The sequence below is a fragment of the Brevundimonas sp. genome, assembly GCF_027487935.1.
GTDB lineage: Bacteria > Pseudomonadota > Alphaproteobacteria > Caulobacterales > Caulobacteraceae > Brevundimonas.
In genome coordinates, this window is record NZ_JAIYCP010000008.1 from 21711 (window position 1) to 46362 (window position 24652).

Consider the following 24652-nt stretch of genomic DNA (forward strand, 5'->3'; position numbering starts at 1 on the left):
AGTCAACGCCGGTCAGACAGGCCGCCATTCCATGACCGGGCGAACCGTTGCGCAGGCGGGGGATCCGTCCCTGGCTCGCCCCGGCAGATGCACTTCCAGCAGGGCACCCGGAACCAAGAGCGCCGCCGGAATCGTGTGGATGTCGACCTTGGCGCGCCGGCTCCAGGCGCTGGCGTGATCGCCTGCCGAGGTGCCGATGCGGATATAGACAAAGCGTCGCCGCGGTCCTTCCCGACGGACGAAGGGTCCCGTCATGCGACCGTCCGGATGCAGGGTAACAGGCAGTTCGAAGGCGAGCGGTCCGTCGCCCGCTGTGCAGGGCTCGAACGGCATATCGTCCTTCTGCAGGCTGTAGCGCACGCCCGGGACGGGGTCGTCGATGATGAGGCGAAGCGTCACGGTTGCGACCATGGCGGCACATTAGGCGAGGCCGGGACTTCGGGCTAGGCTCTGCCCATGAAACCCATTGCCGCTCTCGCCGCCGCCGTTCTTGCCCTGTCCGCCTGTGCCACCGTCCCGGCACCGGCACCGCAACAGGACGCCTTCATGGCCAATCTCAACGCCCTGTGCGGCCAACGCTTCCTCGGCCGGGTTGTGACGACCGACGCCGCCGATGCCGATTTCGCCGCCGCGCGCCTGGTCATGCATGTGCGCGACTGCTCGGCCGACGAGGTTCGCATTCCTTTCTGGGTCGGGGAGGACAGGTCGCGCACCTGGGTCATCAGCCGCAATGAGGACGGCGGGCTGACGCTGAAGCACGACCACCGCGACCCGCAGGGAAATCCCGACGGCCTGCACTGGTATGGCGGCGACACGACCTCGGCCGGGACGGCGAACCGTCAGACGTTCCCGGTCGATGATTTCTCGATCGAACTGTTCAACGCCGGAAACGCCTCGGTCTCGACCACGAACGTCTGGGCCGTCGAGGTGCATCCGGGTCGGCTCTACGCCTATGAGCTTCGCCGTCCGAACCGATATCTGCGGGTTGAGTTCGACCTGACCCGGCCGCTCACTCAGGCGGAGTAGACCTGGCGGCGGCTTCGAACACGCCACAGGCGATGCGTGCGCCTGCACCGCCTATGGGCTGGGTTATATGGTCGTCAGCATTGGCGTGGACCAGGAAGGACAGGCCGTCGCTGTCCAGCAGATCCATGCCGTGCATCCCGAGGCCCGACCCTGCCAGATAAACCTCGGCATTGGCTGTGCCGTCGGGACCTGCCCAGATGTTCTGGAGGTCGCCGAGGTCGGGGCCACCGGCGTGATTCAGGAGGCCGTGCGGCCGGGCTTCGGCGTGGTTTACATGGGCTCCAGCGGAAGTGAACCCGGGCGTGTCGCAGCGGCCCACCGCGTGAAGGTGGACGCCGTGCCAGCCTGCGGGCCAGCCCCGGCCCTCCACCCTGAGCAAAATGCCCAATGGGCCGCGATAGGCGGTAACGATCCCCGCATCAGATCCGTCGGTCGCCTTCAGCACCGCGGTGGCCACGGGTGCCGGAGCGGGCGCGGAAGGCGGTGGCGTCTGCGCCTGTGCCGTCGTGAATGCGACGGTGAGAGGTATGGCTAGGCAAGCGAGGAAACGGCTCGGGCGCATGATGAGATATCCTTATGTGGACAGAGGGATTCCGGGGGGGCTTTTCTTTGCCACCGACGTCCCCGGATGCTAGAAAACACGTTCGCGGATCACGTTCCGATTCCGGCCATTTAAAGCCTGATTTCCTTGACTGACGACAGCCATAACGACGCGCTTCCCCCGATCCCGGGCGGCGGCGGCGGCGACATCTCTACCATCACCATCGAGGACGAGCTGAGGCGCTCGTATCTCGACTACGCCATGAGCGTGATCGTGTCCCGGGCCTTGCCGGATGCGCGCGACGGGCTGAAGCCGGTGCATCGTCGCATCCTCTACTCGATGCACGACCTGAAGATGACGCCGGATCGGGCCTATTCGAAATGTGCGCGGGTCGTGGGCGATGTGCTGGGCCGTTTTCACCCGCACGGTGACGCCTCGGTCTATATGGCCTTGGTGCGCATGGCCCAGCCCTTTTCGATGGGGCTGATGCTGGTCGACGGACAGGGCAATTTCGGCTCGGTCGACGGCGATATGCCGGCCTCGATGCGATACACCGAGGCCCGGATGGCCCCGGCCGCTTCGGCCCTGCTGACCGATATCGACAAGGACACCGTCGATTTCCAGCCGAACTACGACGAGAAGGAACTGGAGCCCGTCGTCCTTCCGGCGCGGATCCCGAACCTGCTGGTCAATGGTGCGGGCGGCATTGCCGTCGGCATGGCCACCAACATCCCGCCTCATAATCTGGGCGAGATCATCGATGCCTGTGTCGCCCTGCTGGACGACCCGGACATCAGCGACGACGCCCTGCTGGACATCGTTCCCGGTCCCGACTTTCCGACCGGCGGCGAGATCATGGGCCGCACGGCGCCCCGCAACGCCCTGCGCGACGGTCGCGGCTCGGTCATCGTGCGCGGCCAGGCCACCATCGAGACGATCCGCAAGGATCGCGAGGCCATCGTCGTCACCCAGCTGCCCTATCAGGTCAACAAACAGACCCTGATCGAGCGCATCGTCGAAATGGTCCGCGAAAAGCGGATCGAGGGCATCTCCGACGTCCGCGACGAATCCGACCGCGACGGCATGCGGATGGTGATCGAGCTGAAGCGCGACGCCTCGGCCGATGTGGTGCTGAACCAGCTGTGGCGCTTCACGGCGATGCAGAGCTCGTTCGGCGTCAACATGCTGGCGTTGAACCATGGCCGTCCGGTCCAGATGGGCCTGCGCCAGCTGCTGGAAGCCTTCCTCGAGTTCCGTGAGGAAGTGGTCGTCCGCCGCATCAAATTCGAACTGGCCAAGGCCCGCGACCGCGGCCATGTGCTGGTCGGTCTCGCTGTGGCCGTGGCCAATATCGACGAGGTCATCCACATCATCCGCAGTTCGGCCGATCCGGCCGAGGCGCGCGAGCGGCTGCAGGCCAAGAGCTGGCCCGTCGGCGACATGATCGCCCTGATCGAGCTGATCGCCGACCCGCGCTCCATGCTGGTCGACGGCGACAAGCTGAACCTGACCGACGAACAGGCCCGCGCCATCCTCGGCCTGACCCTGAGCCGTCTGACCGGCCTCGGCCGCGACGACATCTTCGGGGAGGCGCGCGGCCTGGCGGACACCATCCAGGGCCATCTGACCCTGCTCAGCGATCGCGCCAACATCCTCGCTGTGATCCGCGAGGACCTGCTGGTCGTGCGCGGGGAGTTTGCCGTGCCACGCCGGACCCTGATCGGCGAGGGCGACTATGAGCTGGAAGACGAGGACCTGATCCCGCGCGAGGACATGGTCGTCACCGTTACCCACGGCGGTTACGTCAAGCGCGTGGCCCTCAACGCCTACCGGACCCAGCATCGCGGCGGCAAGGGCCGCTCAGGCGTGGCGATGAAGGAGGATGACGCCGTCGTCGGGGTCTTCTCGGCCTCGACCCACACGCCGGTGCTGTTCTTCGCCACCAACGGCAAGGCCTACAAGCTCAAGACCTGGCGCCTGCCGCTGGGCAATCCGCAGTCGCGCGGCAAGGCCTTCGTCAATCTGCTGCCGATCGAGCCGGGCGATTCGATCATGAACGTCCTGCCCCTGCCCGAGAACGAGGCGGAGTGGGGCAATTACGACATCATGTTCGCGACCCGCTCGGGCGACGTGCGGCGGAACAAGCTCAGCGATTTCGCGACCGTCAACCGGGCCGGCAAGATCGCCATGAAGCTGGAGGACGGTGACCACATGGTGGGGGTCGCCCTGTGCACCGCCGAGGACGACGTCATGCTGACGACCGCCCTGGGCCGCGCCATCCGCTTCAAGGCCGATGATGTCCGGGTCTTCAAGGGCCGGGATTCGACCGGCGTCCGCGGCGTTCGCCTGCAGAAGGATGACGCGGTCATCTCCATGGCCGTACTGGGCCGGGTCGATGCCACGCCGGACGAGCGCGCTGCCTATGTCAAACACGCAACCGCCATGCGTCGGGCGACCGGCGAGAGCGAAGAGGAAGTGGTCGCCGTCGATGCCGAGGAAGACATCGCCGGTGACGCGGTCCTCAGCGTTGAGCGAATCGCGGAACTGGGCGCGGCCGAGCAATTCATCCTCACCGTCACGGAGACCGGCTTCGGCAAACGCTCCTCGGCCTATGAATACCGGCGAACGGGCCGGGGCGGGCAGGGGCTGACCGCGCATGGTCTGGGTGGCCGTGCCGGCGACCGACTGACGGCCTCTTTCCCGGTCGAGGACGGTGACGAACTCCTGCTGGTGACCTCGGGCGGCCAGATGATCCGTACCCCGGTCGACCAGGTCCGCATCGTCGGCCGGTCCAGCCAGGGCGTGACCATCTTCCGCACGGCCGACGGCGAAAAGGTCGTCTCGGTCGAGCGTCTGCCGGACAGCGGCGGAGGCGATGAGGCGGTGGTGGACGGAGACGGTGCAGGCACCGGATCTGACGCCGGGAGCGGCGAAGCCTGATTCATGTCGGGTGCCGTTGAAGTCAGCATCGACGGCGCTCCGGCCACGCTCGACGACCTGACCCATGTGGCCCTGGTCAACTACGGGGCCTACACCTCGTTTCGGGTGGAGCAGGGCGGCGTGCGCGGGCTCGACCTGCATCTGGCAAGGCTGGAGGCCGAGGCGGTCGAACTGTTCGGCGCGGCGCCGGGCGACAGCCACCTGCGTGGTCTGATGCGTAGCGCAGTGGGGGGGCGGGAGGCCTGCTGGCTGCGGGTCAGCCTGTTCGCGTCCGAAATCAGCCCAAGGACGCCGGACTGGCAAGGCGTGCCCCGGGTGATGATCGCCGTCTCGCCGCCGCCTGTGGCCCTCGCCGATACGCCGCGCCTGCAAATCCAGACCTATGTCCGCGAGGCGGCCCATCTGAAACATGTGGCAACCTTCGGCCTGATCCGCGCCCGCCGCATGGCGCGTCTGGCCGGTTTCGACGATGCCTTGTTCGTGGATGGCGAGGGCCTGATTTCGGAAGGCAGCCTCTGGAACGTCGGCTTCGTCAGGGGCGATCAAGTGGTCTGGCCCCAGTCCCCGATGCTTGCCGGAGTGGCCCAGGCCCTTTTGCAGCGAGGGCTGGCCGATGCCGGTCTGACCGGGCGAACAGAGCCGCTCCGGGTCGCTGACCTTGCGCGGTTCGACGCGGCTTTCCTCTGCAACAGCGCAACCCCCGCCTGCGCCATTGCGGCGATTGGCGAGCACAGCTTTGCGATGAGGCCGGGTCTGATCGAACGCCTGCGGGGGGCCTGGGTCTCGAACCCGGTGCAGCCGATCTAGGCCGGCGGTTTCGCACCTGCTAAACCACTGGAGCGACAGGGAGGAAAGCGATGCGTATCGGCCTGTATCCGGGCACGTTCGACCCCGTCACCAACGGGCATATGGACATCATCGGACGTGCGGTGAAGCTGGTCGACCGGCTGATCATCGGCGTCGCCCGCAATGATGAAAAGGGTCCGATGTTCACGACGGACCAGAGGGTTGAAATGGTCCGCGCCGAAGTCGCCCATCTGGGGTCGAAGGTTGAAGTGCGGCCGTTCTCAACCCTGTTGATGCATTTTGCCGAGGAGATGGAGGCCGGCATCATCGTTCGGGGCCTCCGCGCCGTCGCTGACTTTGAATATGAGTTCCAGATGACGGCGATGAACCAGCGCCTCAATGCCGACATCGAGACGGTCTTTCTGATGGCCGATCCGCGGCACCAGGCCATCGCCTCGCGTCTGGTCAAGGAGATCGCCCGTCTGGACGGCGCGATCGACAGTTTCGTCAGCCCCGCCGTCGCCGAGATGGTGCGGGCCAAGGTCAAGGTCTAGCATGAACCTCAATACCATCATCGCCGGGGCGCTTTCCTTGGGGCTTCTTGCCGTGTCCGGGCCTGCCCTGGCCCAGTCGACAACCCCGGAATGGCGTACCGTCGCACCGGAAAACCTGCTGGTTATCGACACGGCCAAGGGGCGCATCCTCGTTGAGCTGGAGCCGCGGATGGCACCTCTGTCCGTGGAACGCGTTCGAACCCTGGCCGACCAGGGCTTTTATGACGGGCTGAAATTCCATCGTGTGCTGACGAATTTCATGGCCCAGACCGGTGATCCCCAGGGTACCGGAGAGGGGGGCAGCGAACTGCCCGACATTGAGGGCGAGTTCCAGTTCCGCCGGGGGCGCGATCTGGGGTTCTTCAACATTGCCACCGGCCAGGCCGGTCTGCTTGGCTTTGCAGGGTCCATGCCGGTCTTCACCCAGCCGGACGCGCAAATGATGGTGACGGCGGATTTCAAGACGGCGGCCCAGGCTCTCTTCTGCCCGGGTGTCGTGGGCATGGCCCGGAACCAGAACCCCCACAGCGCCAACAGCCAGTTCTTCATCATGACCGGGGTCAATGAAGGTCTGAACGGCCTGTATGCGCCGTTCGGCCGGGTTCTTGCCGGGCTTGATGTGGTCCGGACGCTCAAGCCGGGCGCCGAGGCGGCCAACGGCCAGGTTGATGACCCTGATGTGATGACGCGGGCGCGCACGGCCGCCGCCCTGCCTGAGCGGCAGCGTCCGGTCGTCCGGGTCAGGCCTCCCTCCAGCCCGGCTTTCGCTGCCATGGTGGAGCAGGTGCGGGCCGAGCGTGGGGCCCGGTTCACGGTTTGCGATCTTCAGCCGATCGTCGAAGTCACAGGGGGATAATGCCATGAACGCGATAGCCGGTCTGGCGGCCCTGTCCGTCCTGCTTGCGGGTCCCGCCTTGGCTCAGGACGTCGGCGGCCCGCCGCCCCCGGCGCCCCCGCCTGCGTCCCGGACGACCGCCGATATGTCGGAATGGCGGGCGGTGCCCGCTGAGAACCTGCTCGTGATCGACACCACCAGGGGGCGTATTCTCATCGAACTGACGCCGGAGGTGGCTCCGCTGCACGTGGAGCGGATCAAGCTTCTGGCGCGCCGGGGGTTCTACGACAATGTGCCCTGGCACAGGGTCATCGACTGGTTCATGGCCCAGACCGGCGATCCGCTGGGCAATGGTGAGGGTCAGAGCCCTTTCCCGGACCTGGAAGCCGAGTTCACCTTCCGCCGCGATCCGACCATGCCCTTCACCGTCGTGGCCGAGCCCGCCGGCGCGCGCCTGGGCTTTGTTCGCTCCCTGCCGATCCAGACCCAGCCTGACGCGGCCTTCGCCCTGACCGGCGACGGCAAGGTGCACGGCTGGGGCGTCTATTGCCCGGGCGTGGCCGGTATGGCCCGGGACGATGGCAATGATACCGCCAACAGCCAGTTCTTCCTGATGCGTCAGGCCTATCCCGCTCTGGACAAGCGTTACACGGTCTGGGGGATGACGGTGTCCGGCCTCGATGTCGTCCGAAGCCTGCGAGTCGGCGAGGGTGCCAATGGAATGGTTACAGGCGAGCCGGATCGCATGACCCGGGTCCGTGTCGCCTCCGACATCGCAGAGGCCGAACGGCCGGCGGTTCGGGTGCTGGCGACCAACTCGTCCCGCTTCAGGGCCATGGTGGACGCGTTGCGGGTTTCTCGCGGGGCTGATTTCTCGGTCTGCGACATTAACCTGCCGGTTCAGGTGACGGGGTAAGCCATGGATGGCGGACTAAGCTGTTCTGGCAAAAGAGTTTTTGCTTGACGGACCCTCGTAGGGCCATCCCCCGTTTTCCCGCTTAGACCCGAGTTTCCCTCCCGGCTGTAGAAGCGTTGTAGAAGCGAACGGACCCGTCTACGGCGAGTCGGAGACCCCCTTGGGAGCCGACTCTTTGGCCAAATCGACACAGAAAATTTCGGATCGCGTTGCAGCAACTCTGGCTTGCCCGGAGGGGAAGAAGACGCATCTTTTCCCTGACAAGACCGGCAACGGTCTCTGCCTTTCGGTTTCATCTTCCGGGCGCCGGTTCTGGAAATTCCGCTTCGACCATGGCCACCGCCGCAACAACTTGATGACTATCGGCGAGTTCCCGCTGATCGGCTACGAAGAAGCCAAGGTGGAAGCCGCCCGTCTCCAGCGGATGGTGAAGGTCGATAAACGCGACCCCAGGATGGTCGCCTATCAGCCCAAGACGGCGACCACGGTGACTGAGGCCATAGACGCTTGGCTGACCGCCCACCCGAACCGAAACACCGCGACCGTCAAAGCGAACGTTAAGCCGTTGAAGGCGAAGTTCGGAAAAACCAACCTGGGTGACCTGACCCGCTTCGCTCTCAAGGCGTGGTGTGAAGAGGAGTATGCGGCGACCGACGACAGGCCGAACCGAGGTGGTGCCTGTAAGGGGATGCTCTTAAACCTCAACGCGGTCATCAACTGGGCCTTGCGGGAAGACACGGGGATCATCCTCCCACCCGGCTACAAGAATGCTTGCCATGGGCTTGCCAGTCGCATCGACGCTATCCGGGACCGCACCCAGACTGGTCATGCGGTGAACTGGGAAGACGACCAGTTCCGCCAAATCCTGAGAGCAATCGAGTGGACCTACGAACAGCCCAAGGCGAAGAACGGACTGGCGAACGCCATGGCATCGAACCTTTGCCTTCTGACGGGTGCCCGCCCGTCTGAGATCACGACACTGCGTTGGGACGAAATAGAGACCGTGGCGGGCCAACCTGGGGTCCGCCGCGTCACCAAAGACCGCCACAAGATGTGGCTCCGCACCGGTCGCCCCCGCATCATCACCGTAGGGCCGCGTGGCATCGCGATTCTGGACCGAGCCCAAGCTCTTCGCGACGCGACGGGCTACACCGGCCCATGGGTCTTCCCGTCGCCGCAACCGGCTCGCCGAGGCAAGCCCGTCCGCTGCATGAACACCTTCTGCCGCCGTCTTTCGAAGAAGATCGGTTTTGAAGTCCGGCCCTACAACTTCCGCTCCGCCTACATCAACCACAGCCTAGAAGCCGCTGAGGGACAGGGCTCCGCCGCGTTCAATGCGACGCTCCAGATGGTCAGTGAGAACGTTGGCCATGCGCGGCCCCAGATCACCCTTGCCCACTACATCAAGGCCAAAGGGACCCAGGTGGCCCAGAGCGTGTTGGTCACCGATGCGGCCTTCGACCGGTATTATCAGGCCACCCGATCAGCGGCCAATCCGAAACCATTTCTCCCTGAACTCGCGGAGCCATCGTCCTGTGAGGGGGCGAACACCAACCGGACAAACGCACCCTCGTGGTGAGCCACCTATTGTGCGGGGATCGGGATGCCGGGGAAGCGGCGGCCCTCGGCTTCAAGCTCGGCGCGAGTTTTGGCTCCGCCCCGAACTAGCTCCGCATGATAGCTCTCATAAAGTGAGCGGCGGCCCGGATTGCCCGCGTTCCGTCCGATTGCCGCATTGAGATAATCTAGGACAGTTTGCCCATCGGACACATCGACCTGATTTAGGTCGATATTCCAAACGTTTATCGCCGAATAGATGAAGGCCGACGTGCCGTGATTTACGGCATATTTGAGCAAGCTGCCTCTACGAACGTCGAAGCCTTCGCAGTAGGGCCTATGTTGGTCGAACAATGCACGCACTTTGGATCGCATAACCTCGGGGGAGTCTTCGGGGCTTACACCTGCCGCTGCCAAGACCTTCGCTTCATAACGCTGGGAATTTCCCGTTCTCACGTCCGTGCAAACGCCGTTCAGGGCCTCGGGTCGAAAGCCGGAAGCGTCCTGAGCCCAAGCAGGAGCACCGAACCCGCCAGCAGCCATGATGAGGGCGAGGGATGCCATGAGGGCATGGCGGGTGATCGTCATTGGAGTCCCCTCATTGCGCGGGCATCGGGATGCCGGGGAAGCGGCGGCCCTCGGCTTCTAGCTGGACGCGGGTCTTGGCTCCCCCACGGCTAAGCTCATCAAAGTAGTTTTGATAGAGGCTCTCTTCTGGGGTGCCACGCCATCTTTGGATACCCGCGTAGGCGTAATCGAGAACCGTTTTACCGTCAGACACGTCCACCTGATTTAGGTCAATCCGCCAAACCCAAGTGGCAGTGTATATGAAGGCGGTCGTTCCCTGGTTGATCGCATATTTGAGCAAATTACCTCGACGAACATCGAAGCCATCGCAGTGCGGCATATGTTGATCGAACAGCGCACGGACGCGCACCTGAATCTGCTCGGGCGGATCACTGGGAGAGACACCTGCTGCTGCGTAGACCTTCGCTTCCCACCGGTTAGAATTCCCGGTTCGAACGTCGCCGCAGATGCCGTTCAGGGCTTCCAGCCGAAAGCCAGAAGCGTCCTGGGCTTGACCGGTTGTCGGAAAGCCGCTCACGGCGGTCATCAGCACCAAGGCCGCTGCCGCGCTGACGAGGTGAAACGCTCTCACTGTTGGGGCCTCGCCTGTGCTTCAATTTCTGCGATGGATGGGATGCCGGGATAGGTGCGACCTTCGGCTTCCGCTTGGGCACGGGTCTTGGCACCGCCCCTCACCAACTCGTCTCCGTAGCCGATGAGCCGGTCGCGAATGCTGCCGACGTTCCGAGCGATCCCAGCATTGACGTAGTCGAGAACCGTCCTCCCATCGGAAGCGTCTACCTGATTCAGGTCCACGCCCCACGTGTGGATTGCGGCATAGATGAAGCTCGAAGCGTTCTGGCTGACCGCATACTTGAGAATGTTGCCTTGCCTGACGTTGAAGCCATCACAGTGGGGCATAAACTGGGAAAACAGCGCAGCGATCCGAGCACGTCTTTGAGCGGGCGTATCGTCGGGACGAACCCCCGCTGCCTCAGCAATTTTCGCCTCGTATCTGCTGACGTTGGCCGCTCGAACATCCGAGCAGATTCCGTTCAGGGCTTCCAGCCGAAAACCCGATGCGTCTTGGGCCTGTGCCGGAAGCGAGAAGCTACACACGGCGGTCGTCAGAAGCAGGGCTGTCGCCGCGCTGACGAAGTGGAACGCTCTCACCGTCATTGCCTCACCTGCGCGGCAAGTTCTGCGATGGATGGGATGCCGGGATAGGTGCGACCTTCGGCTTCCGCTTGGGCGCGAGTTCTTGCACCTCCGCGAACAAGCACCGCTCGATACAAGTCAAAGACCGCTTCCTGAGAAGTGCCCCGATTCTTCACGATCTCATTGATCACGTAGTCTAAAACCGTTCGTCCATCTGCCGCATCGACCTGATCAAGGTCCGCGTCCCAATCGTTAATGGCGGCGTAAATGAATGCAGATGCATTCTGATTGACCGCATACTTGAGAATGTTGCCTCGGCGGACGTTGAATCCTTCGCAGTGAGGCATGAACTGAGAAAAAAGGGCGGCTGTTCGTGCCCGTCGTTCAGCCTCGGTATCGCCGGATTGAACACCCGCCGCCTCGACGATTTTGTTCTGATATCGTTGGTAGTTTTCGGTTCGAACGTCCGAGCAGATTCCGTTCAGGGCTTCCAAGCGAAAGCCAGAAACGTCCTGAGCCCAGACAGGAGTAGCGGACCCGCCAGCAGCCATGATGAGGGCGAGAGATGCCGCAAGGGCATGTCGGGTGATCGGCATCGGAGTCCCCTCATTCTGGTGGCATCGGGAGGCCGTGGAGGGGGCGGTCCTCGAAGCTCTTGGGCGACGCTAACATATCTCGGATCGGTAACGTCAACTCCGGAATGCTATTTGGAGTTTAACGAGTCGCGACCTTCGATGCCCGCGTTGAGACATGTTCGACCACCTAACCGCGTAGAGTGAATGCTGAGGGGGGCCGTCTATCGGTCCAAGCCCGACGACATCACGTAGGCATCAAGCCATTCCTTGCGGTAGCGGACACTTCCACCGCGCTTTCCGCCACTGAACCGCTGGCAACGCGGGCCTCGACCCGCACACGCCATGTTGGCGAGGGTTTTGGGTGACAGGTCGAGGTAACGGGCGGCTCTTTCCCGGCGCCACCACACGTCGTCATCAGTAGGCTTCATTAGAACAACTCTTGAACTTACGCCGCCTTCTGCCGAAGTCGGTGTCAAAGCGCAAGTGGCATAACGGTGTTTTAGTTTTTACTTGACGACTTTCTTTATGTTAGCGGCGGTCAACTGGAATGGTGCGCTCGAAAACACGGAAACATGTGCTCAGAGAAAGCGAGGCCGACTACGATCAAGCGTTCGTCGGATCGGCTTTTTGGGCTTTCTCAAGCCGACCAACGCGCCGCTCCAAGGCTGCTACCTTCTTGGTCCAAACGTCAGAACCCTCGACTGATAGGCGGTCCTCAATCGCACGCCGAATCCAAGTGCTGCGGTCTTCACCAGCTAACTCACCGGCTCGGTCGATGGCTGCCAGGACAGCGAGGGGGAGCCTGAGGTTCACAGGCACCATTGGCGATTTGGCCATCTATTCGGCCCCGGTCTGTTGGACTTGGAGGAGGTTCCAAACGGCCTGAGGTGACCACTGGCCGCCACGCGGTCTCCGAACCCCCCGATCATTGAGACCTGAGGCCAGTTGGGCAAGGCTGCTGAACCCTTCGCTTCTAAGGGAGGCCAGGATCGGATGAAGGTCGGCTGCGCGGGATGACGCTTTTTCTCGCCGAACCACGGCACTCCTGCTTGCGGCGCGGTGAGCGTGATCCCCAATCCGGGGGTTGTTGCCACCCATAGTGAGACCTCGGTCCTTTCGCATCGCCAACGATGCCTTGGTCCTTTCCGAGATGAGCCGTGCCTCTTCGGCGGCCAGCACTGCCATGAGTCGAATCGTAAGTTGGTTGGCTGTCGGCATGTCCACGGCGACGAACTCGATGCCGGACCGTTCAAGCTGCATCAACAGGATTGGGTCACGACTTAGACGACACAAACGAGCAATAATTAGGACTGCGTTGTGTGCCCTGCACAGGCTGAGAGCACGGTCCAACCCTTCGCGATGCTGCTTTCTCCCTGAGGCGACTTCAACAACTTCTTCTACAAGTTTCCACTCTTCTCCGAGAAACGTCCGAACTGCGTCTTGTTGGGCTTCGAGCCCCAATCCGCTCAACCCTTGTCGGGTCGTCGAGACCCTGTAGAGGGCCACGCATCGGCGTTTCAGGTTAGCGTTGACGTTGGTCATGGCAAATTGTTATGGCGCGGATCGACGAAAACGCAATACAAACGTATTACGGTTTGTTGAGGTATAGGCCCTTGGGTCCCTCCAAAAATGAAGCGTCGAGACTACTCTGCTTCAAGCTCAGCCAACCCTTTGGCCTCTCGTAGTCGGGCAGCAGCGTTTCGAGGTAGGCCCAGAATTCCGGCCCGTGAGATCGAATCTTGAGATGGGCGAGTTCGTGGACGACGACGTATTCGAGGACCTTCTTGGGTGCGAATATGAGGTGCCAGTTGATCAGGACGGTGCCATTCTCGCCGCACGAGCCCCATCCAGACTTCATGTCCGCGACCCTGATCGCTCGTGCCTTCAAACCGAACCGCTTGCTGTAGGCGGTAGCGATTTCGCTCACGTCGCGGCGGACGCGACGCTTGAGCCAGAGCTTGATCTCAGTGGCGACGATTCCCTCGGCGCCCTCCTTGGTGACCCAAGCAGGAAGATCGACCAGGAAGCCGTTGCGGTGCGTAATCTCGATGTGGGGGCCATCAGTCCGGCGAACCGTCAGTCGCGACATCCGCCCCCTGAATGGCACCTTTGATCCCGTCATGAACCGGGGAACGACCGGGCGGCTTGCGGCCAGTTCCTTCAGTTCCTGGAAGCTGTCGAATACCCACTGACGTTTCCGGTCGAGGAAGGCTGCGAGATCATCGTCCTGGTCGCTCAGCGGTGCCAATACCTCTACGCCGCCCGGCGTGACAGTGATCCGCCGCTCGCGGATCGTCGCACTGCGACGCAGATCATAGGGGATGGCAGTTTCGCCGACCTGAAGCACCGGCATCAATGATGGCCCGCATAGGCATGGGCGGCGAACTCGTCGATTGCGTCGCGGATATCCTTGGCCTGGGGGATGTCGAGGTCACTGAGAATTCGCCGGACCCGCTGCTTCAGTTCCCGCCGATACTGCTCCATGTAGAAGAACGCGGGCTGGGAAGCCTGGGCGGCACCATAGAGGTCCCCAGCGGCGATAGCGGCCTTCTGGAGTGTCGGGTGATCGACCTCTTCGCCGACGATGCCTTCCATGATCCGCAGAATCGAGAAGGCCCGCTCATCCATGCCGAGTTCGGCATGGGCACCCTGTTCGGCGTTGATGCCGCCGGTCAGGTCTTCGTATTCCTTCAGGCCCTCGGCGGCGGCGATCTGGCCTTCCTCGAACCGGCGGATGATCTCCAGGACCCTTTCGCTGAACCGGCCATACTGGGCAGGGTTCTTGTCCACGAGTTCGCGGGTGACCCGCTTGAGTTCGGCGGACTTGCGGATGAAGGCTTCCTGGAGATCGGCCTCATCCTTGCCCTCGGTCTGGAAATCCCCGGCGAAGTCCGGGTCGGTGATCGACCGCAGCTTGATGGTCGTTGAGAGACCCGTGGCGTGGACGTGCTCTTCCAGCATGTCCCTGATCTTGCCGGTGTAGCTGCGGTGATCGACGCTCTGGTCCTTGTCGATCACCTGGGCGGCGACCTTCAGGAATCCCGCCGCCCATTTGACCTCTACGGTGAACTCCAGAATCGCAGGATCGGGCGATAGCTCGCCATAGACCTTGATGAAGCCACGGGTCAGCCGCTGGAGTTCGAACCAGTCGTCCTCTCGGCCTTCGGCGATGATGTCCTTCACTCGATAAGCGGCGGCCTTCTCGTCCAGGCCGGTCAGCTTCATGTCGCGCTTCTGCCGCATGTAACGGGCGTGGGCCTCGCGCAGGTCATTCCGCAGGGTCGAGATGTCGTTCAGGGCGTTGGCCACGTCCTCGGCCCGATAGGATTTCAGGGCTTCGTCGAGGTGGTTCGTCACCCCCATGTAATCGACGATGCGGCCATGCGGCTTCGTGATCTCGCCGCCATCCGGGCTCTTGATCGAGCAGGTTCGGTTGGTCCTGGCGATGGCCTGGAGGAGGTTGTGTTCCTTCAGCGGCTTGTCGAGATACATCACCGCCTCGATAGGCGCGTCGAACCCCGTCAGCAGCTTGTCGCAGACGATCAGGAAACTCGGCTGCTGGCCCACCTTCTTGAAGGCGGCCTTGACCGCCTTCTCGGCGGAGTCATCGACGTAATAGGCTTCCAGATTCTCCCGAACTTCGGTGACGTGTGCGTCTTCAGATGGCTTGCCGTCCTCCTGGGACTTGGAGAACACACAGGCGATCATCGCGTCGGCCTGGGCCTGAGAATCCTCGATTCCCTGCTTGGTCAGATCAGCGGCGATAACGGTCGCCAAGGCAGACCGCATCAGCACGATGGCCTCGCGGTCCACGACCACGATCTGGGCCTTGAAGCCGTCCGGCTGGCAGACCTGCTTGAAGTGCTCCCAGATATCCAGTGCGATCAGCCGGACCCGTTCGGGGTGCTTGGCCAGGGTCGCAAGGGTCAGGCCCTTGCTCTTCAGGTCCTGGAGCTTGTCGTCCGGCAGATCGACGAACCAGCGGTCGAACAGGATGTCGAGTTCGGCCTCATTGATCGACCAGTCGGTCTTGCGGCCCTCGTAGAGGATCGGGACCGTGGCACCGTCACGCACCGCGTCGTCGATGCCGTATTTGTCCAGATAGCCTTCGCCCTCGACGCTGAACCGGGCGTAGGTGTCCTTATCGGTGCTCTTGATCGGTGTGCCGGTGAATCCGAAGAATCGGGCATCGGGCAGCGTCGCCTGGAGGTAGGCTCCGAGGTCTTTTTCCTGTGTCCGGTGGCACTCATCGACCAGGACGATCCAGTTGTCCGAGTTCGGGATCGGGGTCTGTGACCCGGCAAACTTGAAGATCGTAGAGAGCAAAATCTGGCCATTGCCACCCTTTGCGACGGCATCGCGCAGCACAGCGACCGAGGTGGCCTGTGTCGGGTTCGGTAGGCCGCATGCGACGAACGTCCCGGAAATCTGGGTGTCGAGATCGATCCGGTCGGTCAGGACCAGGATGTTGGGGTTCTCCAGCGTCTCGGCGGCCAGCGTCAGGTGGGTCTTCAGCTTCAGGGCCAGGAACACCATCGTCAGGCTCTTGCCCGAACCCTGGGTGTGCCAGATCAGCCCCTTCTTGAGCTTGCCGTCCGCGACCCGCTGGACCGCCTTGTTGACCGCCCGGAACTGCTGGTAGCGGCAGACCTTCTTGATCTTGGCCTTGGTGTCGGGATCGACCTCGAAGACGATGAAGTGGGCCAGCAGATCGAGCAGCCGCGACGGCTCCAACAGACACCACAGGTCCTTGGTCAGATCGTTGGGGAACTCGTCACGCTGGCGTGGCCACGCATCCGCCCAGGGGGCGAAGAACTGGGCCTTGGCCTTCGTCGCTCCATAGAGGGTCTGGACCCCATCGGTGACGATGTTGAAGGCGTTCGGCTCGAACAGGCGCGGGATGTCGCGCTCGTATTGCTTGATCTGCTCGAATGCTTCCTCGGCGGTATTGCTGGCCTTCAATGGCGATTTCGCCTCAATGACGACCAGCGGGATGCCGTTCACGAACACCACGATGTCTGCGATCCGCGACCGCTGCGATTGGACCTTGAACTGCTGGACAACGTGGAAGCTGTTTCGCTCGGGATGCAGGAAGTCGATCAGGTCAATCGACCGGCCCTGGGCCTCCCCGGCCAGCTTGCGGGTGTAGCCGCCGCGAAGCCGCCTCTGCCATTCCTCGTTGTCGGACAAGATCGACAGGTCGTTGCAGATCGCCTCGGCATCCGCCGCGCTGATCCCATTCAGGGTCTGCAACGCCGCGACCATAACTGGCCGCAGGATCACCCGGTTCTCTTCGCCCCGCATCGCCAGGGCCGCCTCGGGCGACAGCGGCGTGTAGCCCATCGCGGCGAGAGCCTCGACGGTCGGCTTCTCGGCGAGACGGTATTCGCTCATGCGGGCACACGGACGCGGCCTGTGAGGAGGTCGTCGGCTACACTAGATTTGAGGGCGATTAGAGCCAGGACTTCTCGCTCCGCCACACGAACCGTTTCCTCAATCGCATCGAGTGCAGCAGCGATTGATCTTTGTTCAGCAACCTCAGGCCAAGGCACCTCGACCACGTGCACATCATTTCTGTTCAGCGTCGGCACGCCGGTTCCCGTGGCGTAATCCGCGAGCGGGAAGGCAGAGAGGAAATGATAGACATATCGTGGACATGAACCCTTGAAATTCTTCACGTAAAGCGTGGTGTTCAAAGGCCAGCACGGGCCATCGAAATAGTTGACCTTGCCAATGGTGCCCGACCGGCCAGTGACAACCGCTGGCCTTGTCGCAGCAGAGACGTTGTGAAAACCAACGGTTCCGTTCGACGCGATGACGGGAACATCCCCGCCCTTTCGATCCTGGACGGGGAGATCGTGACCGCGCTGTAGTTGGAAGAAGTCCAGCAACGGCCTTCGCTCCCAATCAGGAGGTTCCATACTCAGTCCGGTCGCCACCTCGCGAGATTGGGACAAGACCGCTTCGGCCTTTGAATGTGCGGACTTGGCCGATGAAATGGCTTCATCCATCGACCGCAGCACCTGAGCAATTCGCCGCTGCTCGTCGAGCGGTGGAAGAGTGACCCAGGCTCCCTTCACGTCGGAAGGCTTGATGAATGGCTGTGCTGAGCCGGATCGATTCCAGTAGTCTTCATCATCCAGAATTGCATGCAAGAAAGCTGCACTCGCCAACGCCGGACGGGGAGTGATTACCTGGGTGTTGGCCAATGTTGTCCAAGGGCCATCAGTTAGGAATGATTTGCCGCAGCGTGCCCCGATAGACGAAAGCACGATAGTGGGAGCTTCTCCCTCTACCTGTTCAACGAAGCCGTCTGGCCCAGCCGCGCTGTAGGCCCTCGCCCCAGCCTCAGCATAGTGGCTCTTGTTTAGTTTAAGGCGACCGCCGCCATGGACTGTCGCAATTTCCGATAGCTGTGCGGGCCGCCACCCGTCTGGCAGGTGCTGCGGCGGGATATTACTCCGAAACATAGCCGAGCCTGGACAGGTGACCAAACATCACCGCTTCGGCCTCATTCCGCTTCGCGATCAAGTCCTGGAGCTTGGCGACCTCTGCGGCGACATCGACACTCTCGGCATCGGCACCGGTCTGGACGTAACGGCTGATGTTGAGGTTGAACCCGTTGGCCTCGATCTCCGAAATCGGGACGACGCGGGCCAGCTTGTCGATGTCGGAGAAGCCGTGGAAGGCACCCGCCATGATCTCTACGTTCTGGTCCGTCAGCGTATTCTGGGCCTTTCCTGCTTGGTAGGTCGCGTCACCGTTGATCACCAGGACCGAGCCCTTGCGGGACTGCGGCTTCTTTTTGCGAATCACCAGGATCGCCGCCGGGATGCCCGCGCCGTAGAAGAGGTTGGGAGCCAGCCCGATCACCGCCTCAATGATGTCGGCCCGCAGCATGGCTTCGCGGATGCGGCCCTCGGCGCCACCTCGGAACAGCACCCCGTGCGGGACCACCACGCCCAACATACCGTCGTCCTTGAGGGAGGCGATCATATGCTGGACGAAGGCGAGATCGCCGTAGCCCTTCGGCGGACAGCCATACTGGTCGCGGCCATAGTGGTCGCCGTTCGACCAGACCTCGTAGCCCCAGACCTTTTCCGAGAACGGCGGGTTGGCCATCACTCGGTCGTAGGCACCGAGGCCGTCCACGAACTCCCGTGCCTTGGGGTCATATCGCTTGGGGTTCAGGATCGTGTCGCCCTTGGCGATGAATGCGTCGTCGATGTCGTGCAGGAACAGGTTGATCTGGGCGATTGCCCAGGTGCCGAGGTTCTTCTCCTGGCCGTAGAGAGCGAGGCTCTTGGGGTCCTGGCCCCTTTCCTTCAGGTGCTGGACCGCCTCCAGCAGCATGCCCCCGGACCCGCCGGTCGGGTCATAGATAGACATGCCGGGCTGGGGATCGAGACAGGCGACGATCAGCCGGACGACTTGACGGGGCGTGTAGAACTCCCCGCCCTTCTTGCCCGAGCCTTCCGCAAACTGCTTGATGAGATACATGTAGGCATCGCCCAACATGTCGGCGGGCACGTCGGCGTTTCGCAGCCGGTGCTTCTCGAAGTGGGCGAGCAGCTTTTCGAGTTGTGCGTCGGGGAAGCGTTCCTGGTTGGCGAAGTCCACGTCGCCGAAGATTCCCTTCAGCCGCAGGTTCGCGTCTTCGATGGCGGCGAAGGCGTTGTTGAGATGCTGGCCGATCTGGGTCGAGCGTTTCCGCAGGGCATCCCAGCGGTGCTCGGGCGGGACGTGGAAGCGATGTTCGTCGGGATCGGCGGCTTCCTCGCGGTCGCCCGTCTCGGCCAGGAGCTTCTCAAACTCCTCGTCCCACACGTCGCAGAGGCGCCGGTAGAACAGCAGGGCGAAGATGTATTGCTTGTAGTCCCCGGCATCGACGGTCCCGCGCAGGATGTCCGCCGCTTGCCAGAGGTGCCGTTCAAGTTCGGCCTGGGTAAGTTTAGCCACTGATCGCCTCCCTGTAGTTCGCTTGGTTGAAGCGACAGCAGGGGCGGGTCAAGCCATAGGTTGAAGAGGGTCACGGTCGCGACCGGCAATACCCCTCATGGCTTCGCTATCCGAACTCAAGCTCATCCAACTCGAAACTGTCCCAACGACCCATGGTCAGGGGGCGAAGCACTTCGGGCACTTCGGATCGTGTCAAGCACAGGACACCCAAGGCCGATAGAGTCTCGCGAAGCCGGTGGGCCACTGCCGGGGGAACGTCACCGTTCGACCGGCCATGGATGCCCGACAGCACGATTCCTTCGTCGAATTTGGTCAGGGCGGCGATGACATCTCCGGGAGCCCACACCCACGCAGACCAAACTCCCGTCACCAACAGGTTCATTTTAGTCCGCATGCAGTTGTTGAAGGCCCGCCCGACTTCTTCTGCACTTGCGGGCGTGACGCGCGTGAACTCGGAGTGCTGCTGCAAGGCATCGCTGACCGGCGGCAATCGATGGGCTTTGGACAACCAAGCGTCTGCAAATTCGTGGCTACGGAATCCGATCTTTCGGGCATCCAGCGACTGACGAATGGCCTCATCTGTTACGTCGCTGACAACCCGGATCGCGGCGATGATGCCGGTCAGAAACCGCGCATCAGCGCGGCAGCGGACACGCATGATGATCTCGGGGAACAGGGCGATGCTGTCGATCAACAGCACGACCTCCAGAAGTTCGGAGTCGAGCCGGTTCAACTGCATCAGCGTCTTTGCCCGAGCGCGTGAGTCCGCGTCTGATGCTACCAGGACTGTGACGAGCTTTCGGTAACAGTCGGCAGAGCGGAGCGGCTGCATGCCGATCTTGCTGAGAGACCCCGCCAGGGCGTGCGGGGCTACGCCCAGGGTAGCTGTGATTATGTCTCGGGCGGACATCGAGCGCAGCGCGTCCGCAAGGACACGCACGACACTTCGCCAGTCCAAGTCCTCGCACGTCCTGGCTGTCGCCTTCAAAACGAAGTCGTCCGGACGATCAAGGATGCCGAAGGCCAAGGCCGTAAACAGGCTCTGGCGCCACTTGGGCGACGACTTCAAAACGTGGAGAAGAAATCCAGGTGCCAGGGTCTCGATGTCGCCGACGAGGCCGAGGCACCATCCGTCGAAAGGAGACAAGGAGCGGCGAGTTTCAGCCCTCGGCGTGGAGTGGTCCGTGACGATGTTGAGCGGGAAGTTGTCCATGCGATCTCCGAGTGCCGATGTGCCGTGCGCTTGTCGAAAGCGCGGCTAACGTTCGGCTGGAGAGGGGCGTGGATGGCTGCATGGGCTGCTTGTGGCGCGGGCCACAGGTGCCGTCAAGCCAAGTATTCGGCACAGTAGATAGAATTAACGTCCGCCAGTTCAGTCGTGTTAAATAGAGATATGGGCAACATCCAAGACGAAACAAAATTTCAGGTTTCGAACCTTACGAAGTTCAAGGCGGCCTACGCCGAATGGGCGTTCAAGCTCGGGATGAACTACGCCATCACGCTCGCCTGGAACCGCGATGTTCCTCTGAGTGCAGCGAAGGGTCATCTCGGAAAGCTGCTTGCCCGCGTCGATGCGGCGTTTCTCGGCAGACGATTTCACCAGCACCCCGCGAACGAACGGGCGCGGGCGATGTTCGTCTTCGAGAAGGTCGAGACGAACATCCACGTCCATGGACTGTGGCGGATGCCAAGCTTGGAGAAGATCAAACTCCTGGGCTCGTTGTTCCCAGGCGAGCGAGGCGGCATCTGGAACGCGGTCGTGCCGTCTGGGAGTTATTGCTTGACGAGGATCGATGATCACCACGAAGCGGTGAATTACATGATGAAGGGCCAGCACATGCGCTCGGACGACCGGGAGATGGTGTGGTCTGACCAGTGGCACTCAGCCGAGAGCCGCGACGGACTCTGAGGTGTTTCAGGGGCGCCCTCGCTGGCACCGAAACCGCAGACGTTCGAATTTGGAGAAGACCTTTGTGGGTGGAGTGATCCCCCCGCAAAGGGAAGATATTGTCCAACGGAGGCCACACGAAATATCCAAATGATGGAGAATAGTGAAGATGTTGTCCAAACCGAAGCTGCACGAAATATCCAAATGACGGAGAACAGCACGGTTTCCAAGATCATCTCCAAGTGACCGAAGACATAGAATGGGGGCATCCGTTCGCCGCATCGAGACCGCCGGGCGAACGGTAATGACAATGCCTGGAGGGCAATCTTCGGCGGCGCGTGACTGCCTCACTCCAGGTGAATCAACGATGTCAAAGACCAAAACTCGGTCGCCTTCTGGCGAACCTTGGGGGACCGTCAGAAAGCAGACCTCGATGTCTCTTCGAGCCATTCGACCATCATCTGGGCGATCCATTGTCGGAGGTCAGCGTTGATGGGGACGCTCACGGCACCGTAGCCCCGATCCTTGTCCGCGAGGGATTTTGGATCGAGGTCGATGTGGGTCATCGGGAAGCCGCCTCCGCTGTCAGGGCGGATGCTGGCTACGAACTCAATGCGGTCTTTCATGGTCACCTCGTTTCAGGGCGACCGTCGATTTCTACGAAGAGTCGGGCCGTGGCAAGCGCGATCATTTTTTGCTTGACGACTGATTTCGCTTTAGTTTTTGCTTGACGGCAAGAATGTCACGGTTGGCCCAAGCGTGAATGTGCTAACGTATTTGCCAGTTCGCGAACGCGGCAGGGACCCGCCGCCGCTCTGAAAGATTGCGATCTCGAAGGCCCAAAGCCTCTTTGGCATGCCGACATTTCTTTGTGGAGAAACGCGGTAGAAACCAGATTTGAAGAGAGCCCAGAAAGCGTTTTTAAGCAGACAGTTACGGCGTTTGTTGATTTCTCGGTCTGCGACGTCACCCTGCCGGTTGAGGTGAGCAACTAGGAGCGACCGCGTCGGCGTCTGCGGGTCGGTTTTCTGTCCTCGCGCATCTGCTGCAGCAGCAGGCCCTCGCGCAGGCCGCGGTCGGCGACCCGAACCCGGTCGGAGGGCCATGCCCGCTGGACCGCTTCCATGATGGCCGCACCGGCCAGAACCAGGTCAGCACGGTCGGGGCCGATACAGGGTTCCGCTGCGCGTCCGGCTGCACCCAGCCGTTTGAGCGTCTCGGCGGCGGCCTCGCATTCGCTGCGACTCATCCACAGGCCGTCGACCAGGCTGCGCTGATAGCGCCGCAAGCCGAGATGGATGCCCGCCAGACTGGTGATGGCGCCGGAGGTACCGACCATATGGGCCCGGCCGGCCATGAAAACACGGCGCAGGGCCGGATCGACCGGTGCCCCAGCGATCGCCGTGCTCATGTCGGCGACCATGGCCTCATACCAGTCGTCGAGACCGCTGGTCGGCTCGGGATGCCGCTCGGCCAGGGTAACGACCCCCACCGGTGCCGACATCCAGCCCTCAAGCACAAATGAGCCCTCGCGTTTGGACAGCCAGTTCAGCTCGGTCGAGCCGCCGCCGACATCGACCACCAGGACGGCATCCGCCGACGGGTCGAACAGGTTCAGACAACCCCTGACCGCCAGCCGGGCCTCTTCCATCGGGTCGATGATGCGCAGGTGCAGACCCGTACCGGCCCGCACCCGCTCGATAAAGGCCGGGCCATTCTCGGCCTGGCGGCAGGCCTGGGTGGCCACCGCCATGAGTCGCGAGGCGTCGACGCCCCTTTTGGCAACCCGTTCGCCGCAAAGCACGAGGGCGTCATAGGCCCGGTCCATGGCCCTGTCGTCGAGACGGCCCGTGCGGGACAGGCCTTCCCCAAGGCGGACGATTCGACTGAAGGAATCGACGACCCGAAAGCCGTCTCGCGCCGGCTTTGCGATCAGCAGCCGGCAGTTGTTGGTCCCGAGATCGAGTGCGCCATAGAGAGGCGCATCCCGACCTGAAGCCCCTGGGTCGCCGGCGGCGCCGTTCCTGGCGCGCTGCCCGTCGGACCGTCGGGGCCGGGACCGGTCGTCACGCCCTGGTGGCGTGCGGTCGGTCTCCGGCATGGGCCGAACTTTCCTGGTGGGCGGTCCGAAGCGGCGCCCGTCCCGCCTACTCTAGGACTGTGGAAACCCCCAAGCCAAGCGCATCTGTCAGGAAAACGAAGGCTTGAAGCGGATAAGGTCCGGGAGGGGCCAGGCATTCTTCGCCATGATCCTCGAACCGGTGGCGATTTGGGCCCCGGGCGGACCGGGCATGGAAGCGGCGCGGTCCGGTCATTGCGTTTTCATCATCAACGTCTGCCGCTCCGCCGCTGGCGCGGGCGATGTCAGGGGCCTAGATTGCCTGCAAGGGTCCGTGAGAGCCCGCAGGCTGCAGGAGAAGGTCCATGTCCGACTTCGAACATGTGTTCGACAAGCCTCCTGAGGGCGCGGCCGCCGACTGGACCATCCCCCAGGACTGGGCGTCCTACACCGAGGTGGAGCATCAGACCTGGGATGTCCTCTATGCCCGGCAGATGAAGATCCTGCCCGGCCGCGCCGCCGATGTCTTCCTTCAGGGCTTGAAGGCGCTGGATCTCAACACTGGCGGTATTCCCGATTTCTCGGTGATGAACCCCAAGCTCCAGGCCCTGACCGGCTGGACCGTGGTCTGTGTGCCCGGCCTGGTGCCGGATGATGTCTTTTTCGACCACCTGGCCAACCGTCGCTTTCCCTCGGGCCAGTTCATCCGCAAGCCGGATCAGCTGGACTATCTGCAGGAGCCCGACATTTTCCATGATGTCTTCGGCCACGTGCCGATGCTCAGCGATCCCGATTTCGCCGCCTATATGGAGGCCTATGGCAAGGGCGGGCAGCGCGCGGCCTCGCTGGGTGTGCTGCAGAACCTGGCCCGGCTGTACTGGTATACGGTCGAGTTCGGCCTGATGCAGGACGCGGACGGCCTGCGCATCTACGGGGCGGGCATTGTCTCCTCGGCGACCGAGAGCGTCTTCTCGCTGGAGGACGTGTCCCCCAACCGGCTCGGCTTTGATCTCGAGCGGGTGATGCGGACCCTCTACCGGATCGACGACTTCCAGCAGGTCTATTTCGTCATCGATTCGATCGAACAGTTGAAGCGAGAGACCCTGCAGGATTTTGGCCCGATATACGGTCGTCTGAGGGGCGCGGACGATATTGCGATCGACGCCATACTGCCGTCCGACCGGGTCTTCACCCGCGGCACCCAGGCCTATGCGGCGCGGGGTGGGCGTTTCGCGGCGTAAGGCCGGTCCTGACCGTCACGGCCCTGACAACAGTCTGTACGGACAGTTAG

The 24652-nt window shown here is 62.6% G+C and carries 24 protein-coding genes; 9 read left to right on the forward strand and 15 right to left on the reverse strand.

Features of this window, described 5'->3' with window-relative positions; all coding sequences use genetic code 11:
- Positions 1 to 12 precede the first annotated feature (12 nt).
- On the reverse strand, positions 13 to 399 hold the full coding sequence (locus tag Q0053_RS03125) for a DUF5990 family protein (RefSeq protein WP_298095885.1): 387 nt from the start codon (positions 397 to 399) through the stop codon (positions 13 to 15).
- Between the two features lie 57 nt (positions 400 to 456).
- Here Q0053_RS03125 and Q0053_RS03130 point away from each other — a divergent pair, with 57 nt between their 5' ends.
- The gene (locus Q0053_RS03130) at positions 457 to 1026 is read left to right on the forward strand and encodes a hypothetical protein (RefSeq protein ID WP_298095888.1); all 570 of its coding nucleotides are present in this window, start codon (positions 457 to 459) and stop codon (positions 1024 to 1026) included.
- On the opposite strand, the gene Q0053_RS03135 is transcribed toward Q0053_RS03130, so the two are convergent.
- Entirely contained in the window at positions 1010 to 1588 is a 579-nt protein-coding gene (locus Q0053_RS03135; protein ID WP_298095891.1) for a superoxide dismutase family protein, read from the reverse strand. The two genes, Q0053_RS03130 and Q0053_RS03135, sit on opposite strands and share 17 nt — an antisense overlap.
- A gap of 126 nt (positions 1589 to 1714) precedes the next feature.
- Here Q0053_RS03135 and gyrA point away from each other — a divergent pair, with 126 nt between their 5' ends.
- The 6 genes from gyrA to Q0053_RS03165 all read left to right on the forward strand — a co-directional run bounded on the left by gyrA (position 1715) and on the right by Q0053_RS03165 (position 9177).
- Positions 1715 to 4507: a DNA gyrase subunit A gene (gene gyrA, locus Q0053_RS03140; protein WP_298095894.1), complete on the forward strand. Its 2793-nt coding sequence runs from the start codon at positions 1715 to 1717 to the stop codon at positions 4505 to 4507.
- 3 nt (positions 4508 to 4510) lie between these two features.
- On the forward strand, positions 4511 to 5314 hold the full coding sequence (locus Q0053_RS03145; protein ID WP_298095897.1) for an aminotransferase class IV: 804 nt from the start codon (positions 4511 to 4513) through the stop codon (positions 5312 to 5314).
- Between the two features lie 50 nt (positions 5315 to 5364).
- Entirely contained in the window at positions 5365 to 5847 is a 483-nt protein-coding gene (gene coaD, locus Q0053_RS03150) for a pantetheine-phosphate adenylyltransferase (RefSeq protein WP_298095900.1), read from the forward strand.
- 1 nt (position 5848) lies between these two features.
- The gene (locus Q0053_RS03155; protein ID WP_298095904.1) at positions 5849 to 6703 is read left to right on the forward strand and encodes a peptidylprolyl isomerase; all 855 of its coding nucleotides are present in this window, start codon (positions 5849 to 5851) and stop codon (positions 6701 to 6703) included.
- Between the two features lie 4 nt (positions 6704 to 6707).
- Positions 6708 to 7598 (forward strand): peptidylprolyl isomerase, encoded by an 891-nt coding sequence (locus Q0053_RS03160; RefSeq protein ID WP_298095906.1) that lies wholly within the window; start codon positions 6708 to 6710, stop codon positions 7596 to 7598.
- A 175-nt stretch (positions 7599 to 7773) separates the two neighbouring features.
- A complete protein-coding gene (locus Q0053_RS03165; protein ID WP_298095909.1) occupies positions 7774 to 9177 on the forward strand; it encodes an integrase family protein in 1404 nt (467 codons plus the stop codon).
- A gap of 5 nt (positions 9178 to 9182) precedes the next feature.
- On the opposite strand, the gene Q0053_RS03170 is transcribed toward Q0053_RS03165, so the two are convergent.
- The 11 genes from Q0053_RS03170 to Q0053_RS03210 all read right to left on the reverse strand — a co-directional run bounded on the left by Q0053_RS03170 (position 9183) and on the right by Q0053_RS03210 (position 20627).
- Positions 9183 to 9743 carry a hypothetical protein gene (locus tag Q0053_RS03170; RefSeq protein ID WP_298095912.1) on the reverse strand — a complete coding sequence of 187 codons (561 nt, stop codon included), beginning with the start codon at positions 9741 to 9743 and terminating at the stop codon, positions 9183 to 9185.
- 10 nt (positions 9744 to 9753) lie between these two features.
- The gene (locus Q0053_RS03175) at positions 9754 to 10278 is read right to left on the reverse strand and encodes a hypothetical protein (protein ID WP_298095915.1); all 525 of its coding nucleotides are present in this window, start codon (positions 10276 to 10278) and stop codon (positions 9754 to 9756) included.
- 32 nt (positions 10279 to 10310) lie between these two features.
- Positions 10311 to 10901 (reverse strand): hypothetical protein, encoded by a 591-nt coding sequence (locus Q0053_RS03180; protein WP_298095917.1) that lies wholly within the window; start codon positions 10899 to 10901, stop codon positions 10311 to 10313.
- Positions 10898 to 11476 (reverse strand): hypothetical protein, encoded by a 579-nt coding sequence (locus tag Q0053_RS03185; RefSeq protein ID WP_298095920.1) that lies wholly within the window; start codon positions 11474 to 11476, stop codon positions 10898 to 10900. The genes Q0053_RS03180 and Q0053_RS03185 overlap by 4 nt, the downstream gene beginning before the upstream one ends.
- Positions 11477 to 11676: 200 nt before the next feature.
- Positions 11677 to 11883, reverse strand: coding sequence for a helix-turn-helix domain-containing protein (locus tag Q0053_RS13270; RefSeq protein WP_367276671.1), 207 nt, complete (start codon positions 11881 to 11883; stop codon positions 11677 to 11679).
- Positions 11884 to 12292: 409 nt separating this feature from the next.
- Positions 12293 to 12997, reverse strand: a complete 705-nt coding sequence (locus tag Q0053_RS13275) for a recombinase family protein (RefSeq protein ID WP_367276672.1) — start codon at positions 12995 to 12997, stop codon at positions 12293 to 12295.
- A 46-nt stretch (positions 12998 to 13043) separates the two neighbouring features.
- Positions 13044 to 13808 carry a M48 family metallopeptidase gene (locus Q0053_RS03190; protein ID WP_298095923.1) on the reverse strand — a complete coding sequence of 255 codons (765 nt, stop codon included), beginning with the start codon at positions 13806 to 13808 and terminating at the stop codon, positions 13044 to 13046.
- Positions 13808 to 16849, reverse strand: coding sequence for a type I restriction endonuclease subunit R (locus Q0053_RS03195; protein WP_298095925.1), 3042 nt, complete (start codon positions 16847 to 16849; stop codon positions 13808 to 13810). The genes Q0053_RS03190 and Q0053_RS03195 overlap by 1 nt, the downstream gene beginning before the upstream one ends.
- A complete protein-coding gene (locus Q0053_RS03200; RefSeq protein WP_298095928.1) occupies positions 16846 to 17925 on the reverse strand; it encodes a restriction endonuclease subunit S in 1080 nt (359 codons plus the stop codon). Before Q0053_RS03200 ends, Q0053_RS03195 begins: the two co-directional genes overlap by 4 nt.
- Positions 17912 to 19414, reverse strand: coding sequence for a class I SAM-dependent DNA methyltransferase (locus Q0053_RS03205; protein WP_298095931.1), 1503 nt, complete (start codon positions 19412 to 19414; stop codon positions 17912 to 17914). Before Q0053_RS03205 ends, Q0053_RS03200 begins: the two co-directional genes overlap by 14 nt.
- 106 nt (positions 19415 to 19520) lie before the next feature.
- Positions 19521 to 20627: a hypothetical protein gene (locus Q0053_RS03210; RefSeq protein ID WP_298095933.1), complete on the reverse strand. Its 1107-nt coding sequence runs from the start codon at positions 20625 to 20627 to the stop codon at positions 19521 to 19523.
- Between the two features lie 180 nt (positions 20628 to 20807).
- Here Q0053_RS03210 and Q0053_RS03215 point away from each other — a divergent pair, with 180 nt between their 5' ends.
- Complete coding sequence (locus Q0053_RS03215; protein WP_298095935.1) at positions 20808 to 21323, forward strand: hypothetical protein; 516 nt, start codon at positions 20808 to 20810, stop codon at positions 21321 to 21323.
- A gap of 395 nt (positions 21324 to 21718) precedes the next feature.
- Here Q0053_RS03215 and Q0053_RS03220 read toward each other — a convergent pair whose 3' ends face one another.
- On the reverse strand, positions 21719 to 21928 hold the full coding sequence (locus Q0053_RS03220; RefSeq protein WP_298095937.1) for a hypothetical protein: 210 nt from the start codon (positions 21926 to 21928) through the stop codon (positions 21719 to 21721).
- Positions 21929 to 22293: 365 nt separating this feature from the next.
- Positions 22294 to 23403 (reverse strand): Ppx/GppA phosphatase family protein, encoded by a 1110-nt coding sequence (locus Q0053_RS03225; protein ID WP_298095939.1) that lies wholly within the window; start codon positions 23401 to 23403, stop codon positions 22294 to 22296.
- 323 nt (positions 23404 to 23726) lie between these two features.
- Here Q0053_RS03225 and phhA point away from each other — a divergent pair, with 323 nt between their 5' ends.
- Positions 23727 to 24602: a phenylalanine 4-monooxygenase gene (phhA, locus tag Q0053_RS03230; RefSeq protein WP_298095941.1), complete on the forward strand. Its 876-nt coding sequence runs from the start codon at positions 23727 to 23729 to the stop codon at positions 24600 to 24602.
- Positions 24603 to 24652 lie beyond the last annotated feature (50 nt).

Coding starts and splice junctions, on each gene's coding strand:
- Q0053_RS03130 (WP_298095888.1), top strand. CDS start 457: ATGAAACCCATTGCCGCTCTCGCCGCCGCCGTTCTTGCCCTGTCCGCC.
- Q0053_RS03135 (WP_298095891.1), bottom strand. CDS start 1,588: ATGCGCCCGAGCCGTTTCCTCGCTTGCCTAGCCATACCTCTCACCGTC.
- Q0053_RS03145 (WP_298095897.1), top strand. CDS start 4,511: ATGTCGGGTGCCGTTGAAGTCAGCATCGACGGCGCTCCGGCCACGCTC.
- coaD (WP_298095900.1), top strand. CDS start 5,365: ATGCGTATCGGCCTGTATCCGGGCACGTTCGACCCCGTCACCAACGGG.
- Q0053_RS03155 (WP_298095904.1), top strand. CDS start 5,849: ATGAACCTCAATACCATCATCGCCGGGGCGCTTTCCTTGGGGCTTCTT.
- Q0053_RS03160 (WP_298095906.1), top strand. CDS start 6,708: ATGAACGCGATAGCCGGTCTGGCGGCCCTGTCCGTCCTGCTTGCGGGT.
- Q0053_RS03170 (WP_298095912.1), bottom strand. CDS start 9,743: ATGACGATCACCCGCCATGCCCTCATGGCATCCCTCGCCCTCATCATG.
- Q0053_RS03180 (WP_298095917.1), bottom strand. CDS start 10,901: ATGACGGTGAGAGCGTTCCACTTCGTCAGCGCGGCGACAGCCCTGCTT.
- Q0053_RS03185 (WP_298095920.1), bottom strand. CDS start 11,476: ATGCCGATCACCCGACATGCCCTTGCGGCATCTCTCGCCCTCATCATG.
- Q0053_RS13270 (WP_367276671.1), bottom strand. CDS start 11,883: ATGAAGCCTACTGATGACGACGTGTGGTGGCGCCGGGAAAGAGCCGCC.
- Q0053_RS13275 (WP_367276672.1), bottom strand. CDS start 12,997: ATGACCAACGTCAACGCTAACCTGAAACGCCGATGCGTGGCCCTCTAC.
- Q0053_RS03190 (WP_298095923.1), bottom strand. CDS start 13,808: ATGCCGGTGCTTCAGGTCGGCGAAACTGCCATCCCCTATGATCTGCGT.
- Q0053_RS03195 (WP_298095925.1), bottom strand. CDS start 16,849: ATGAGCGAATACCGTCTCGCCGAGAAGCCGACCGTCGAGGCTCTCGCC.
- Q0053_RS03200 (WP_298095928.1), bottom strand. CDS start 17,925: ATGTTTCGGAGTAATATCCCGCCGCAGCACCTGCCAGACGGGTGGCGG.
- Q0053_RS03210 (WP_298095933.1), bottom strand. CDS start 20,627: ATGGACAACTTCCCGCTCAACATCGTCACGGACCACTCCACGCCGAGG.
- Q0053_RS03215 (WP_298095935.1), top strand. CDS start 20,808: ATGGGCAACATCCAAGACGAAACAAAATTTCAGGTTTCGAACCTTACG.
- Q0053_RS03220 (WP_298095937.1), bottom strand. CDS start 21,928: ATGAAAGACCGCATTGAGTTCGTAGCCAGCATCCGCCCTGACAGCGGA.
- Q0053_RS03225 (WP_298095939.1), bottom strand. CDS start 23,403: ATGCCGGAGACCGACCGCACGCCACCAGGGCGTGACGACCGGTCCCGG.
- phhA (WP_298095941.1), top strand. CDS start 23,727: ATGTCCGACTTCGAACATGTGTTCGACAAGCCTCCTGAGGGCGCGGCC.